This window comes from Plantibacter sp. RU18 (assembly GCF_050613355.1).
Taxonomy (GTDB): Bacteria; Actinomycetota; Actinomycetes; order Actinomycetales; family Microbacteriaceae; genus Plantibacter.
Genome location: NZ_CP159618.1, coordinates 3,141,603 through 3,155,962 on the forward strand (window position 1 = coordinate 3,141,603; position 14,360 = coordinate 3,155,962).

Genomic DNA, 14,360 nt, shown 5'->3' on the forward strand with positions numbered 1-14,360 from the left:
CGTGATCCGCTTCCCAGGGTCCCTCCATCATGCCCGCCTCGCGCGTCCCTATGGTGATCCTATGAAGCGCACAGCAGCTCTCTCCCGGGTGTTCGGCACCGTCGTCGTCGCTGGTCTCCTCCTGTCCGGCTGCTCCGCCGCGAGCAACGATCACGCCTCGAACGGTGCGAGCTCCGAGCGCATCGTCCCTGGCACGACCGCCGACGACGCACAACTCGGCGGCGACGGCACGACGTCCGCCGACCTCACCCCGCAGGTCATCACGACCGGATCGCTCACGATCACCGATGAGGACCCCGTCGCGACATCGGAGGACGCCGCACGCATCGTCACCGAGGCCGGCGGACGTGTCGACAGCCGTGACGAGACCCCTGGCACGCCCGATCAGGCAGCCCAGGCGAACCTCACGGTGCGGATCCCGGCAGACGACTTCGAAGCGGTGCTCGCGAAGCTCAAGGCCCTCGGCACCGTCAACAACGTCTCGATCTCCGCTGTCGACGTCACGGCGCAGGCCGCCGATCTCGACGCCCGCACCACTGCTCTGCAGGCCTCCGTCGACCGTCTGCTCGCGCTCATGGCGAACGCGACGACCACTGCGGACCTCCTCGCTGCCGAGACGAGCCTTTCGGAGCGCCAGGCGGAGCTCGACGGTCTCACAGCGCAACGCGACGCCCTCGCCGACCAGGTGGACTTCTCCTCGGTGTTCGTCACCGTCGTCGCTCCCGGTACGGTCTCGCCAGGGGTGCCGACCGACTTCTGGGGCGGTGTCGTCACCGGCTGGAACGCGCTCGTCGCGGCGGCCGGCGGCTTCATCGTGCTCGTCGGCGTGCTCCTGCCCTGGCTCCTCCCGCTCGCGATCATCGCTCTGATCGTCGTCCTCGTCGTGCGGAGCGGCCGCCGGCGCGGAGCAGCGCGGTCCTCGACCGCGCAGACGCAGCACCCAGCACCGCCCGTCGAACCGAGTCCTGCCGTTCCAGCCGGACCCGGTGCGACAATGGACCGGTGACCGCTCAAGCGAACCACCTCCGACCGAGCACGACCCACCAGACGTTCGATCCGTCGTCGATCCTCTCGGAGGCGATCCTCGAGCGGATCCGAGAACGAGCGGCGGTCGCGGACCGCGAGAACGCCTTCTTCGACGAAGACCTCGCAGAACTGCGTGCGTGCGGATACCTGCGCGCCTTCGTTCCGACCGTCTCGGGCGGTCTCGGCCTCGGCATGCGCGAGGTCACGCAGCTGCAGTCGCGCCTGGCGACGGCTGCTCCGGCGACGGCGCTCGCGATCAACATGCATCTCGTCTGGACCGGGGTCGCGAACCTGCTGCTCGAGCGCGGCGACGACTCGCTGTCGTTCGTCCTCGACGGCGCAGCGGCCGGCGAGCTCTACGCGTTCGGGGTCAGCGAGGCCGGCAACGACCTCGTCCTGTTCGGGTCCGACACCGAGGCGCGTCCCGCCCCGGACGGCTCCTACCGCTTCTTCGGCCGGAAGATCTTCACGTCGCTCTCCCCCGCGTGGACCTGGCTCGGCACGACGGGCCTCGACACCACCTCACCCGACGCACCGAGGGTCGTCTACGGGTTCATCGAGCGCTCGCGAGGCGGGTTCGAGATCCTCGACGACTGGGACACCGTCGGCATGCGGGCGAGCCAGAGTCGGACGACCCTGCTGCAGGGTGCCCAGTCGCGGCCTGAACACATCGTGCGTCGCCTCGCTCCTGGGCCGAACCCCGACGCGATCGTCTTCGGGATCTTCGCCTGCTTCGAGACGCTCATCGCGGCCGTGTACACCGGCATCGGCGAACGCGCGCTCCACCTCGCGGTCGAGACGGCGCATCGCAAGACCTCGAAGAAGGCCGACGGCGCGACGTACGCGTCCGATCCGGACATCCGTCGCAGGATCGCAGCGGCCGCGATCGCGTACGACGGCATCCTCCCGCAGCTGCAGGGCATCGCCCGAGACATCGACGAACAGGTCGATCACGGCGCGATGTGGTTCCCGAAGCTCGTCGGGCTCAAGGTCCGCGCCACAGAGACGGCGCGCGACGTCGTCGACCAGGCCATCCGCGTCTCGGGCGGCGGAAGCTACTTCGCGTCGAGCGAGCTCGGGCGCCTCTACCGCGACGTCCTGGCGGGGATGTTCCACCCCTCGGACGACGAATCGGCGCACTCCACCGTCGCGAACGCCTGGCTCGGCCCGGTCTGAGGCGGGCTGCAGCGCGGGGCGCCTCAGCCGCGGTTGTTGCTGAGCTCGAACACCCGCAGCAGCTCGGCGACGGCGGCGTCCTTGCTCTCGCCACCCTCTTCGAACATGTGGGTGACGTGCGTCAGCAGGTGGTTCTCGACGAGGAGCTTGTTCAGCGAACCCAGCGACTTCTGGATGGCGAGGGACTGCGTGATGATGTCCATGCAATAGTCCTCGTTCTCGATCATCTTCTCGAGCCCGCGCATCTGGCCCTCGAGGATCTTCGTGCGGTGCAGCGCCCGCTTCTTGATGTCTTCGATCACGCGCTCAGGGTACCACCAGGGGGTACAGCCCGCTGCGCGGACACCCGAAGCCTGCGGGTCGCACCGAGCCTAGGATGGGCGGATGACGAGCACCCCGACTCTCGAACTCACCGCAGCCGACGCCGAACGGGCGAGCGCCCTGCGCGCCATGAAGCGGCTCGCGACCGGGCTCCTCGTGCTCATGGCGGTCATCTTCGCAGTCGCGTTCGGCCTGCAGGAGCGCTATCCCTGGCTGGAGTACGTGCGGGCCGCGGCCGAGGGCGGCATGGTGGGCGCACTCGCCGACTGGTTCGCGGTGACGGCCCTGTTCCGGCACCCGCTCGGGATCCCCATCCCGCACACGGCGATCATCCCGAAGCGCAAGGACGAGATCGGGGTGAGTCTCGGCGAGTTCGTGGAGACCAACTTCCTGTCGGAAGACGTGATCCGCCAGAAGCTCGCGTCCTTCAGCGTCTCGGAGAAGCTCGGCGGGTGGCTGGCCGAGCCGCAGAACGCCGAACGCGTCACCGCGGAGGGGTCTGTGGCCGTCCGCGGACTCCTCGAGACCCTGTCGGACGACGATGTCCGCGAGGTCATCGAGTCGCTCGCCACGAAGCACCTCGTCGACCCTGAGTGGGCGCCGAACATCGGGCGGTGGGTGGAGCACATCATCGAGGCCGGAGCCCACCACGACGCCGTCGACCTCCTGCTCGACCGCACGGGCGACTGGCTCATCGCCAATCCGAACGCCTTCGAGCGGCTCGTGTCGAGTCGTCTCCCCGGATGGGTGCCGTCCTTCGTCGACCGACTCGTCGACGACAAGCTGTACCGCGAGGCCCTGTCGTTCGTGCAGGCGGTCCGCGCCGATCCCGATCACCAGCTCCGTCACGCCCTCGACGGCTACCTCGGTGAGCTGGCCGGCCAGTTGCAGCATGACGCCGGGACCATCGAGCGGTTCGAGAACGCCAAGCACGAGGTGATCGACAGTCCTCGCGTGCGCGACGTCGCCGGGAAGACATGGACGGCGGCGAAGACGGCCTTCCTCGAGGCGCTCGATGCTCCGGACAGCGAGCTACGCGTTCGCATCTCCGGCACGATCTCGGACTTCGGGCGCCGGCTCTCGACCGACCGCACATTCTCGGCGCGTGTCGACACCCGAGTGGCCGACGCACTCTCCTACGCCGTCACCCGCTATCGTCACGACATCGCGAGCATCATCACGGACACCGTCGAGCGATGGGACGCCCGCGAAACGACGCAGAAGATCGAGCTGCTCGTCGGACGCGACCTGCAGTTCATCAGGCTGAACGGCACCATCGTCGGTGCGCTCGCCGGCCTCGCGATCTTCACGATCGCGCAGGCGGTGCTCGGCGCCTTCTAGGCGGAGGGAGCCCTGGCCGGACCGCGGCGCGAGAGTCAGCGTTTCGGCAGCAGCTCCACCGAGACGAGGTTCACGACGTCGTTCGCGAGGCGATCGAGCGCGCCCTGGTCCTTGCAGGTGAAGGTGAAGACGACGAGCGTGCCCATCCTGGTGAGCGAGCGGACACCCCAGTAGGTGCGATCCCCGTTCGCCTGCGTCCAGGACAGCACTCGGAACTCGATGAGGCCACTGCCACTGTTGTAGTTCAACTGCTCCGTCGTGCCGTCGCCCTGGACATAGTCCGCACCGACGTACTTCGAGAGATACGCGTCGCTCGATCGCTGGTCGTCGCCGACGGCGATCTCCTCCGGGGTCAGCGCGATGTTGCCGAGCCGCACCTCGCACGAGGTCGACGCGTTCGTATAGATGTCGATGCCGTTCTGATCCTGACCGGCGGCGACCCACGACGAGTCGAACTCGTTCGTGAGGTAGGCCGTCCAGCCCTCCGGCACATCCTGCCCCGCTGCGAAGTCGAGATCGGGCGGGATGGTGACGTAGGTCTTCGACGGCTCCGGCGTGGCGCTCGCCTCGGTCGGAGTCGGCGTCGCGCTCTTCCTCGGGGTGGCGGAGCGGGTCGGAGAAGGATCTGCCACCGGCGTCGCGGATTGGGTGAGGACGAGCACGACGACGGTGACGATCGCGGCGAGCAGGAGCGGGATGCCGACGGCGAGCGCGATGATCAGACCGGTTCGCTTCGGCTTCCCTCCGCCAGGACCTGATGGAGGGAACTGACCTGGTGGGCCCTGCGGCGGTCGCTGGCCCGAGGGGTATCCCGACTGCTGCGCAGAGGGGTTCTGCGGCTGCGGAGGCTGCTGACCATACGGATTCTGCGGCTGCTGAGGCGGCTGACCATACGGGTTCTGCGGCTGCTGAGGCGGCTGACCATAGGGGTTCTGCGGCTGCTGAGGCGGCTGACCATAGGGGTTCTGCGGCTGCTGAGGCTGCTGACCATACGGGTTCTGTTGAGGCTGCTGACCGTACGGGTTCTGTTGCGGCTGCTGACCATACGGGTCCTGCGGCGTTCGCCCGTTCGGATTCGACTGGTCGGGAGGAGGTGCATCGGTCACGGGAGTGGCCTTTCGACGAGACGGCGGGCGGAGCGGGCGAGCTGCGCGGCCGCATGCCCGCAGTTCGTGTGGCGACAGCCTATCTGCGAGCAGGGGGCCCCGACAGGACCGCCCTGCACCAGAATGGTCTCGTGTCCACCACACCCACGACTCCACGCACCCGCAGCGAGCGCCTCGACGCCCTCCCGTTCACGAAGGCGCACGGTCGACTCCTCGTCGGCTCCGGCGTCGGTTGGGCGCTCGATGCGATGGACGTCGGACTCGTCTCCTTCGTCCTCGCGCAACTCGCCGTGCAATGGCAGCTCGGCAACACCGAACTCTCGTGGATCGCTTCCGCCGGGTTCCTCGGCATGGCGATCGGCGCGACGCTGGGTGGGCTCCTCGCCGACCGTGTCGGGCGCCGGCACGTCTTCGCGATCACCCTGCTCATCTTCGGCATCGCGACGGGGGCCTCGGCGCTCGCCTGGGGCCTCGGCGTGCTCATCGTGCTGCGGTTCGTCGTTGGCCTCGGACTCGGAGCGGAGCTCCCGGTCGCCTCGACCCTCATGAGCGAGTTCGCTCCACCCCGGATCCGCGGCAGGATCATCGTCTTCCTCGAGGCGTTCTGGGCTGTCGGCTGGATCGCCGCTGCGCTGATCGGCTATCTCGTCGTCCCGACGAGCGATGACGGCTGGCGATGGGCGCTCGCGATCGGCGCGCTCCCCGCGATCTACGCGGCGATCGTCCGCGCTCGGCTCCCGGAGTCCGTGCTGTTCCTCGAATCGAGAGGTCGGCACCGTGAGGCCGAACTCGTCGTGCGCGAGTTCGAGGCCTCCGCAGGTGTGGAATCCCCCGGGGCCGCGCCGACCGGCTCGCTCGACGTCGACCGGGTCGCCGCGGCTCCCGGGCTCACCGCTCGTGAACGTCTGCGCAGCCTGTGGTCACCGGAGCACCGCCGGGACACCGGGGCACTCTGGATCGTGTGGTTCTGCGTCAACTTCTCCTACTACGGGGCGTTCATCTGGATCCCGACGATCCTCGTCGCTTCGGGCTTCTCGCTCGTGCGGTCCTTCGGCTTCACGCTCATCATCACGCTCGCCCAGATCCCCGGATACGCCGTCTCGGCGTGGCTCATCGAGGCGTGGGGTCGCAAGCAGACGCTCGCGAGCTTCCTCGCCGGCTCAGCCGTGTCGGCCGTCCTGTTCGGTACCGCGACGACCGAACCGATGATCATCGTGTTCGGCATGTGTCTGTCGTTCTGCAACCTCGGCGCCTGGGGCGCCCTCTATGCGACCACGCCGGAGCTCTATCCGACGGTGCTCCGGGCGACCGGCGCCGGCTGGGCGGCGGGAGTCGGTCGGATCGCCTCGATCATCGCCCCGCTGTCGGTTCCGGCGCTCCTGCTCGGTGGCAATGCGCTGTTGTTCTCGGTGTTCGCCGCATTCTTCATCGTCGCTGCTGGAGCCGCACTGTTCCTGTCGAACATGCGCGGCCGCTCCCTCGACTGAGTCTCGACCGGCCTGCAGACGAGCCCGACTCAGATGGACGTGATCGTGTTGAGCGCCAGCACGATGATGAGCCCGTTGAAGAAGAAACTCGCCACCGAGTGCCACACCACCCGCCACCGGACCATCGGTTTCAGCGTCTCGACGTCCGAGGCGGCGAACGAGGTCCCGATCGTGTACGAGAAGTACACGAAATCGGTGATCCGCGGGTACGGCGTGTGCGGGAAGCGCAGCGGCGGGTCGTCGACGCTCGCGTAGTAGCTCTGCGAGTACATCTGCGCGAAGCCCCAGTGCAGGAAGCCCCAGGCGAGCAGCATGGCCCAGACGCCGATGATCTCGATCGTCCCCTGCCAGGCGGCGTCGTGTCGCAGCGCGAGCAGCTCGGTGGCCGCACCGAGACCGACGAAGCTCGCAAGGATGGTCGCCGACGTCGAGACGATCCTCGCGGGACGACTGAGCTCGATCCGTGAGGGCTGATGGCTTGTCGCCGGGCGATCACCGTGGCTCAGACGACCGAGCACGATGATGACCACGATGGCGTACACCGTGCCGAGGCCGCACCAGAGCAGCAGCGAGAAGAACCCGTCCTCGTAGTCGTCGGTCATCGCGAAGGTGATGCCGACCACGACCATGCAGAGCTGCCAGAGGAGGCTGAGGACGTACGCGACCGCACCCAGCCGTCGGTGGAGCACGCGGGTGTCCGCGACCGGTGCCGACCCCTGCGCGCCCTGCTTGCTCGCCATGTGTTGCAGACTAGCGTGTGGCTTCCCGACGCGGCACGCACCGCTGGCCCGAGCCCATGCGACAGAATAGTGCCGTGATCGATTCTCCCAGCGCCGCGACCGTCCCATCCTCCGCCGAACGGCGCCCAGTGTCGGGGGAACGCGTCGACCTGCGGCATGGTTCGTACGCCGCATCGATCGCCAGTGTCGGCGCGTCACTCCGGAACCTCACGTTCGACGGTCGCGACCTGGTCGTCCCGTTCGATGCGGACGAGGTGCGCCCGGCGTTCCGCGGTGCGATGCTCGCGCCGTGGCCCAACCGCGTCGTGGACGGCCGGTACGCCTTCAGCGGCGAAGACCACCAGCTCGCGCTGACAGAGCCGGCACGTGGCCATGCCCTCCACGGTCTCGCCGCCTGGCTGGACTGGTCCGTCATCGCGTCGAGCGAGCGCTCCGCGTCGTTGCGTACCGTGATCGAGGCCCAGGACGGATACCCGTTCCGTGTCCAGGTGACGGCGACGTTCACCCTCGACGACGACGGACTCCGGACCGACGTCGAGGCGGTGAACCTCGGTGAAGCCGATGCCCCGTACGGCACCGGACCGCACCCGTACCTCGTCGCCGGCGAGGGACGGGTCGACGACTGGACCCTCGAGCTGCCCGCAGCCCAGGTGCTCACCGTCACGCCGGACCGGCTCATCCCCGTCTGGCTCGAGTCCGTCGACGCCGACGAACAGCAGCACTTCGACTTCCGGACCGCCCGGCCGATCGGTGACACGTTCATCGATCACGCGTTCAGCTCGCTGACGCCGGAGGATGCGAACGGACGGACCGTCGTCCGACTGACCGCGCCGTCCGGCACCGGCGTCACGATGTCGTGGAGCGACGGGCTCCCCTGGGTGCAAGTGCACACCGCCGACCAGGAGGACCCGACGCGCAGCCGTCTCGGACTCGCCGTCGAGCCGATGACGTGCCCGCCGGACGCGTTCAACAGCGGCACCGACCTCGTGATCCTCTCCCCCAATACACCACACCTGGTGTCCTGGACCATCGCAGCGATCTGACGGCAGCCGGGTCTAGGCTGGCGGCATGTCCCAGACTCTTGCAAAACTCAGTGGCGGCCCCCTCGACGGAGAGATCATCCCTCTCGACGCAGGCCAGGACGGCGAACTCGTCCTGCCCTACGGCGAAGGCCAGCTGATCTACCGTCAGGCCGGCGAGCCGACCGGCACGGGCGACCACGACGGCCCGACGACGGCGAACTACGAATACCTCGAATCGACCGAGGACATCTCGCCGACGAACCGCAACGGCAACGGAGACGACGACTCGATCTCCTGAGTGATCGGGTTCCCTCTCAGCGAACGGAACCCTCTTGATGGATACCCCACCGGGGTATAGCTTGATCTCATGACCGAGCCGATGCAGCACCATCATGTCGACGTCGAGCACACGCGAACACGCACGCACGACACGCACGAGCACCACGACGCACAAGCCGGACACGACATGCACGCCGGTCACCACGACCACGTGGCACAGTTCCGGCGCCTGTTCTGGATCATGCTCGGGTTCGCGGTGCCCGTCGTCGGGCTGAGCGGCATGTTCGCGATGCTCATCGGCTACGAGCTGCCGGACGTCCCAGGCATCACCTGGGTCGCTCCGGTCCTCGGCACGGTGATGTACGTCTGGGGCGGGCGCCCGTTCCTGACCGGCGCGCTCACCGAGATCCGCGCGAAGCAGCCCGGCATGATGCTGCTGATCGCGCTCGCGATCACCGTCGCCTTCGTCGCCTCATGGGGCGCCAGTCTCAGGCTGCTCGCGCACGACCTCGACTTCTGGTGGGAACTCGCGCTGCTGATCGTCATCATGCTGCTCGGTCACTGGATCGAGATGCGGTCGCTGGCGAGGTCGTCGTCGGCACTCGACTCGCTCGCCGCACTCCTCCCGGACGTCGCGGAACGCGTCGATGCCGATGGCGTCATCACCGAGGTCTCGCCGGCCGAGCTCCGCCTCGACGACGTCGTCATCGTGCGCCCGGGTGGCCGAGTGCCGGCCGATGGCCTGATCGTCGACGGGAGCGCCGAACTGGACGAGTCCATGATCACCGGCGAATCCCGACCGGTGCGTCGCACCACGGGCGACCGCGTGGTGGCCGGAACGGTCTCGACCGACTCCGCCATCCGGCTCACGATCACCGCGATCGGCGACGACACCGCACTCGCCGGCATCGGTCGGCTCGTGGCCGAAGCGCGAGCATCGTCCTCCAAGGCGCAACTGCTTGCGAACCGAGCGGCGGCATGGTTGTTCTGGTTCGCCCTCGGCGCCGCAGCACTGACGGCTGTCGCATGGTCCATCCTCGGGACACCGGAGGATGCACTCATCAGGACCATCACCGTCCTCGTCATCGCCTGCCCACACGCGCTCGGCCTGGCGATCCCGCTGGTCGTCTCCATCGCGACCGAACGAGCTGCCCGGGCCGGCATCCTCGTCACGGATCGCGCCGCCCTCGAGGCCATGCGGACCGTCGACACGGTCGTGTTCGACAAGACCGGGACGTTGACGAAGGGCGAGCCAGCCGTCTCAGCGATCACCGTGGTCGACGGCACCGAGGAGGAGCTGGTCCGGTTGGCCGCAGGAGCGGAGCTCGACAGCGAGCATCCGCTGGCGCGGGCGATCGTCCGGGCCGCTGAGACCCGCGGAGTCGCTCCGGCTCGCGCGGGTGGCTTCCGGGCCTCGACGGCGGTCGGGGTCAGCGCGACGATCGATGGAGCCGTCATCTCGGTCGGTGGACCCGCTCTCCTCCGTGAGCACGGTCTCGACGCCCTGGCCGCGACGGACCAGTGGCGCGCCGACGGCGCGATCGTCCTCCACGTGCTGCGCGACGACACACTGCTCGGAGCGCTTGCGCTGGCCGACGAGGTCCGGCCGGAGTCTGCCGAAGCGGTCCGCGCACTGCACGACCGCGGAGTCCGAGTGGTGATGCTCACGGGCGACGCGCAACAGGTCGCCGAGCACATCTCGACCGGTATCGGCATCGACGAGTTCGTCGCCGAGGTCACCCCGGCAGACAAGGGACGGATCATCCGCGAGTTCCAGGACGCCGGCCGCTCGGTCGCGATGGTCGGAGACGGTGTGAACGACGCGCCGGCCCTGGCGACGGCCGACGTCGGGATCGCGATCGGCGCCGGTACCGACGTCGCCATCGCATCGGCGGGCGTCGTCCTCGCGAGCTCAGACCCGCGCGCTGTGGTCTCGGTGATCGAGCTCTCCGTCCGCAGCACCCGCAAGATGCGGCAGAACCTCTGGTGGGCGGCCGGGTACAACCTGCTCTCCGTGCCGCTGGCGGCGGGCGTCCTGGCCCCGATCGGCTTCATCCTGCCGATGGCCGTCGGGGCGGTGCTCATGTCGTTGTCCACGATCGTGGTCGCGGCGAATGCGCAGCTGCTCCGCCGCCTCGATCTGCGTCCTGAGGCCGTCGTGCGCCGATGAAGCCCCTTGCGGCCGCGTCGTCGATGTCGCACCATGGCAGCACAGCAGCGCCGCGATGGCCGCGAGCGAATGTGAGGAGCCCAGCATGGACTGGAAGATCGAGCTCATCTTCGTCCCCGTGACGGACGTCGACCGGGCCAAGGCGTTCTACGTCGACCAGGTCGGCTTCCATGCCGATCACGACCAGCAGGTCAACGAGGAGCTCCGGTTCGTACAGCTCACTCCTCCCGGGTCCGCCTGCTCGATCGCCTTCGGCACCGGCATCAGCGACATGGAGCCCGGTACGCAGGACTCGATCCAAGTCGTGATCCCCGATGCGGATGAGGCGTACGCGCATCTCACCGCCAACGGCGTGGTCGCCTCACCGGTCGACGAGCAGGCGTGGGGGCGCTTCGTCACCTTCGACGACCCGGACGGCAACACCTGGACACTGCAGCAGCTCCCCGACTACGGCGCGGCGACCGGCCAGCCGAACACCTAGGCGCGCCTCGGTCCCCGGCCCCGGGGCGAAGCGTCTCGGCTCAGACCGCCGGATGGGCGTCCACCGTCACGGAGAAGGTCTGAACACGCAGCGGCAGTATCGGTGTGAGCCGGACTTCCAGCCGAAGTCGGCCCGTCTCGCCTTCGACGAACCAGACCAGGTGATCCGGCGAATCGCAGACAGGCGTCGCTCGGCCCGAAGCCACCTCGGCGATACCGCCGACGGCGTCGACAGCGGCCTCGAGTTCAGCACGACGCTCGTCGAACGGCCGGTCGAGCGCCACGTTGTCGGCGAACAACGCGCTCGCCACCCGGTCGTCCCAGTGCGTGAGCAGCCCGGTCGCCGTCATCGACGCGACCAGCGTCTCCGGCCAGGGTCGGATGACCGTCGACGGAAGTGCGTCTGCGGTCTCGGCAGCGGCGATCGCCAGTCGGAGCGCTCGTTCAGCGGGTTGGGAGACAGCGGCGTATCCGGCGTTCTCGAACGCGACCACGCCGAGCCCTGAGGCAGGATGCCAGCGCATGTGCGCGCTGTAGCCCGGATAGCCTCCGGAGTGGGAGACGACTGCACCGAGCTCGGGATCCTGTTCGACGAACAGCCCGAAACCGTACCCCAACGCGACGCGCGACGGCGCACCATCACGACCGTGCCGAGGCGGCGCGAGTCGATGCAGCTGCTGCATCTCGCGGCGACTCGCCGCCGAGAGCGGACCTGCGTCGTCCCCGGCCCAGGCGCTGTCGAGCCACCGCACCCAGGCGACCATGGTGTTCGCCGAAGCGAACAAGCCGCCGATCGCGGAGAAGACGCCGGGACCGGAGAACGGCAGTTCGACGAAGCGACCAGTCGCTCCGGCCACCGCACCCGAACGGACGCGGTGGCCGATCGCGACAGCCGGCTCCTCACCGTCTGGTCGGGAGAACACGGCACCGAGCCCGAGCGGTTCGAGCAGCATCGACGTCACGGCGTCGGCGAAGCCGAGCCCCGTCACGCGCTCGATGACCTGACCGAGCAGGGCGTAACCGAGGTTCGAGTACGAGAACGCCGTCCCGGGAACGGTCACGCTGCGAACACCGCGTGCGAGTGCCACGCGGAACTCGTCGCCGGTCATCGACTCCTGGCGGTCGGCCCACGGGTCGTCGGTGCCGAGCCCGCCGGACATCGTGAGCAGCATGCGAAGCGTCACCGGAGCGGTGATCCCGCCGGGCACGGTGGGCGCGAACTCTGGAACGAACTCCTCGACGGATGCGTCGAGGTCGAGGCGTCCGGCGTCGCGGAGGATGAGGAGCGCCGCTGCGGTGAAGCTCTTGGTGCACGACGCGATCCGGAAGAGCGTGTCGGCTGTCGGGACCGGCCCGCCGACCGTGACACCGCCGAGGCCCTGCTCGAACCTGAGCTGCTCCCGGTCGAACACGGCGACGTAGGATCCGGGAGCGACGCCCGCCGCGATCCTCTCCGCGAAGATGCCACCGATGCCGGTGTCCGTGCTGTCGTCGACCAGGTGCATGCCGTCTCCTTCCGGGCGGCCTCGGATGGCCGTTCCTCGTGATGCCGCTCTCCGAGCGTAGGGGCAAACGTCGACGACACGTGTGCTGTTGCCGGTCGCCGGGCGTACTTTGCTCCTCCCGCTGGCCGAAGTCAAGGGTCACGAGTCGTGCACGCCAGATGGCCGCCTCGGGAGTAGCGTCGTCTCCCGGATCGACCGTCCACGGGCGGCCGCGGAAGGAGTCGGAACCATGGCGAGCACGTCGACCTCCGAGCAGCGCGGCCCGGTCCGCAGTCTCGTCCCGGCGCGGATGGACCGATTGCCGTGGACCCGGTTCCACTGGATGATCATCGTCGGACTCGGTTTCTCCTGGGTGCTCGACGGCCTCGAGATCCAGATCGTCGCGTCCGCGGGCTTCCAGAGGTCCCTCGGCCTGTCCGCTGCCGAGGTCGGCCTGCTCGGAACGATCTACCTGCTCGGCCAGGTGACCGGAGCCCTCGTCTTCGGGCGGCTCGCCGACCGGCTCGGCCGCAAGAAGTTGTTCATCCTGACGCTCGCCATCTACCTCGTCGCGAGCGGCATCGCCGGCCTGTCGCCGACGTTCTGGTTCCTCGCGATCTTCCGCTTCTTCGCCGGCATGGGCATCGGCGGCGAGTACGCAGCCATCAACTCCGCGATCGACGAACTCATCCCGGCGAAGTACCGTGGCCACGTCGACATCGCCATCAACGGCACCTACTGGGGCGGTGCAGCGCTCGGCTCTGCAGCGAATCTGTTCCTCCTGAACACGGACTACTTCGCAGAGGATGTCGGGTGGCGCATCGGCTTCTTCATCGGCCCGGTGCTCGGGCTCGCGATCATCTTCCTGCGACGGCACATCCCGGAGAGCCCGCGCTGGCTCATGACGCACGGCCGCGAGCAGGAGGCCGAGGACACAGTCGACGACATCGAGGAGACCGTCCGCCGGCAGGGCGGGACGATCGAGCCCGTCGACGACAGCAAGGCGATCACGGTGCAGTCCCAGGGGAGCATCCCGATGAGGACGATCTTCCACGTGCTGTTCACGAAGTATCCCAAGCGCACCTTCGTCGGCCTCGCGATGATGATCACGCAGTCGTTCCTCTACAACGCGATCTTCTTCACGTACGCCCTCGTGCTCCAGAACTTCTACGGGACCAGCCCGTCATCGACGCAGTTCTACTTCTTCCCCTTCGCCGTCGGCAACCTGCTCGGACCGCTCCTGCTCGGGCGGCTGTTCGACACCTGGGGCCGACGCCAGATGATCTTCCTCACGTACGGCGTCTCCGGCGTGGTGCTCGCCGTCTCTGCGGTGCTCTTCAGCGCCGGCACGCTCGACGCGACCACCCAGACGATCTTCTGGTGCGTGTCCTTCTTCTTCGCTTCCGCCGGAGCATCGAGCGCCTACCTCACCGTGAGCGAGATCTTCCCGCTCGAGCTCCGGAGCCAGGTCATCGGCTACTTCTTCGCGATCGGTCAGATCGCCGGTTCCGTCGCGCCCCTGCTGTACGGCATCCTCATCGGCGACGGCACCGACCGTGGGCCGCTCACGATCGGCTACTTCATCGGCGCCGGAGTGATGATCCTCGGTGGGCTGATCGCTTTGATCTTCGGCGTGGACGCGGCGAGGAAGTCCCTCGAGGACATCACCGAGCCGCTGTCGCTCGTGCCGGAGAAGAAGCGTTCCGGCAGTTGAGCGGGGGGGGTACG

The 14,360-nt window shown here is 68.3% G+C and carries 13 protein-coding genes; 9 read left to right on the top strand and 4 right to left on the bottom strand.

Annotated elements, in window-relative coordinates; all coding sequences use genetic code 11:
• Positions 1-61 precede the first annotated feature (61 nt).
• Positions 62-1,006 carry a DUF4349 domain-containing protein gene (locus tag ABMA10_RS15085; RefSeq protein WP_347869496.1) on the top strand — a complete coding sequence of 315 codons (945 nt, stop codon included), beginning with the start codon at positions 62-64 and terminating at the stop codon, positions 1,004-1,006.
• Complete coding sequence (locus ABMA10_RS15090; RefSeq protein ID WP_414693685.1) at positions 1,003-2,202, top strand: acyl-CoA dehydrogenase family protein; 1,200 nt, start codon at positions 1,003-1,005, stop codon at positions 2,200-2,202. Before ABMA10_RS15085 ends, ABMA10_RS15090 begins: the two co-directional genes overlap by 4 nt.
• A 23-nt stretch (positions 2,203-2,225) precedes the next feature.
• Here ABMA10_RS15090 and ABMA10_RS15095 read toward each other — a convergent pair whose 3' ends face one another.
• Positions 2,226-2,504: a metal-sensitive transcriptional regulator gene (locus tag ABMA10_RS15095; protein WP_347869497.1), complete on the bottom strand. Its 279-nt coding sequence runs from the start codon at positions 2,502-2,504 to the stop codon at positions 2,226-2,228.
• Between the two features lie 82 nt (positions 2,505-2,586).
• Between ABMA10_RS15095 and ABMA10_RS15100 the strand changes: the two genes are divergently transcribed.
• Positions 2,587-3,864 carry a DUF445 domain-containing protein gene (locus ABMA10_RS15100; RefSeq protein ID WP_347869498.1) on the top strand — a complete coding sequence of 426 codons (1,278 nt, stop codon included), beginning with the start codon at positions 2,587-2,589 and terminating at the stop codon, positions 3,862-3,864.
• A gap of 35 nt (positions 3,865-3,899) precedes the next feature.
• Here the strand turns inward: ABMA10_RS15100 and ABMA10_RS15105 are convergent, their stop codons facing one another.
• Entirely contained in the window at positions 3,900-4,970 is a 1,071-nt protein-coding gene (locus ABMA10_RS15105) for a hypothetical protein (RefSeq protein WP_431030657.1), read from the bottom strand.
• Positions 4,971-5,101: 131 nt separating this feature from the next.
• Here ABMA10_RS15105 and ABMA10_RS15110 point away from each other — a divergent pair, with 131 nt between their 5' ends.
• A complete protein-coding gene (locus tag ABMA10_RS15110; RefSeq protein ID WP_347869500.1) occupies positions 5,102-6,457 on the top strand; it encodes an MFS transporter in 1,356 nt (451 codons plus the stop codon).
• A 29-nt stretch (positions 6,458-6,486) separates the two neighbouring features.
• Here the strand turns inward: ABMA10_RS15110 and ABMA10_RS15115 are convergent, their stop codons facing one another.
• Positions 6,487-7,197, bottom strand: a complete 711-nt coding sequence (locus tag ABMA10_RS15115; RefSeq protein ID WP_347869501.1) for a DUF1345 domain-containing protein — start codon at positions 7,195-7,197, stop codon at positions 6,487-6,489.
• A gap of 74 nt (positions 7,198-7,271) precedes the next feature.
• On the opposite strand from ABMA10_RS15115, the gene ABMA10_RS15120 reads away from it, so the two are divergent.
• The 4 genes from ABMA10_RS15120 (at position 7,272) to ABMA10_RS15135 (ending at position 11,149) form a co-directional block, all read left to right on the top strand.
• Complete coding sequence (locus ABMA10_RS15120) at positions 7,272-8,240, top strand: aldose 1-epimerase family protein (protein ID WP_347869502.1); 969 nt, start codon at positions 7,272-7,274, stop codon at positions 8,238-8,240.
• Positions 8,241-8,265: 25 nt separating this feature from the next.
• Entirely contained in the window at positions 8,266-8,517 is a 252-nt protein-coding gene (locus tag ABMA10_RS15125) for a response regulator (protein ID WP_347869503.1), read from the top strand.
• A gap of 69 nt (positions 8,518-8,586) precedes the next feature.
• A complete protein-coding gene (locus ABMA10_RS15130; RefSeq protein ID WP_414693686.1) occupies positions 8,587-10,668 on the top strand; it encodes a heavy metal translocating P-type ATPase in 2,082 nt (693 codons plus the stop codon).
• 85 nt (positions 10,669-10,753) lie between these two features.
• Entirely contained in the window at positions 10,754-11,149 is a 396-nt protein-coding gene (locus ABMA10_RS15135) for a VOC family protein (RefSeq protein WP_347869504.1), read from the top strand.
• Positions 11,150-11,189: 40 nt separating this feature from the next.
• On the opposite strand, the gene ABMA10_RS15140 is transcribed toward ABMA10_RS15135, so the two are convergent.
• A complete protein-coding gene (locus ABMA10_RS15140; protein ID WP_347869505.1) occupies positions 11,190-12,653 on the bottom strand; it encodes a serine hydrolase domain-containing protein in 1,464 nt (487 codons plus the stop codon).
• A 229-nt stretch (positions 12,654-12,882) separates the two neighbouring features.
• Here ABMA10_RS15140 and ABMA10_RS15145 point away from each other — a divergent pair, with 229 nt between their 5' ends.
• Complete coding sequence (locus tag ABMA10_RS15145; protein WP_347869506.1) at positions 12,883-14,346, top strand: MFS transporter; 1,464 nt, start codon at positions 12,883-12,885, stop codon at positions 14,344-14,346.
• Positions 14,347-14,360 lie beyond the last annotated feature (14 nt).

Bases quoted from the DNA above. Each gene is read 5' to 3' on its own strand.
- ABMA10_RS15085 (WP_347869496.1), top strand. From the start codon at position 62: ATGAAGCGCACAGCAGCTCTCTCCCGGGTGTTCGGCACCGTCGTCGTC.
- ABMA10_RS15100 (WP_347869498.1), top strand. From the start codon at position 2,587: ATGACGAGCACCCCGACTCTCGAACTCACCGCAGCCGACGCCGAACGG.
- ABMA10_RS15115 (WP_347869501.1), bottom strand. From the start codon at position 7,197: ATGGCGAGCAAGCAGGGCGCGCAGGGGTCGGCACCGGTCGCGGACACC.
- ABMA10_RS15125 (WP_347869503.1), top strand. From the start codon at position 8,266: ATGTCCCAGACTCTTGCAAAACTCAGTGGCGGCCCCCTCGACGGAGAG.
- ABMA10_RS15130 (WP_414693686.1), top strand. From the start codon at position 8,587: ATGACCGAGCCGATGCAGCACCATCATGTCGACGTCGAGCACACGCGA.
- ABMA10_RS15135 (WP_347869504.1), top strand. From the start codon at position 10,754: ATGGACTGGAAGATCGAGCTCATCTTCGTCCCCGTGACGGACGTCGAC.
- ABMA10_RS15140 (WP_347869505.1), bottom strand. From the start codon at position 12,653: ATGCACCTGGTCGACGACAGCACGGACACCGGCATCGGTGGCATCTTC.
- ABMA10_RS15145 (WP_347869506.1), top strand. From the start codon at position 12,883: ATGGCGAGCACGTCGACCTCCGAGCAGCGCGGCCCGGTCCGCAGTCTC.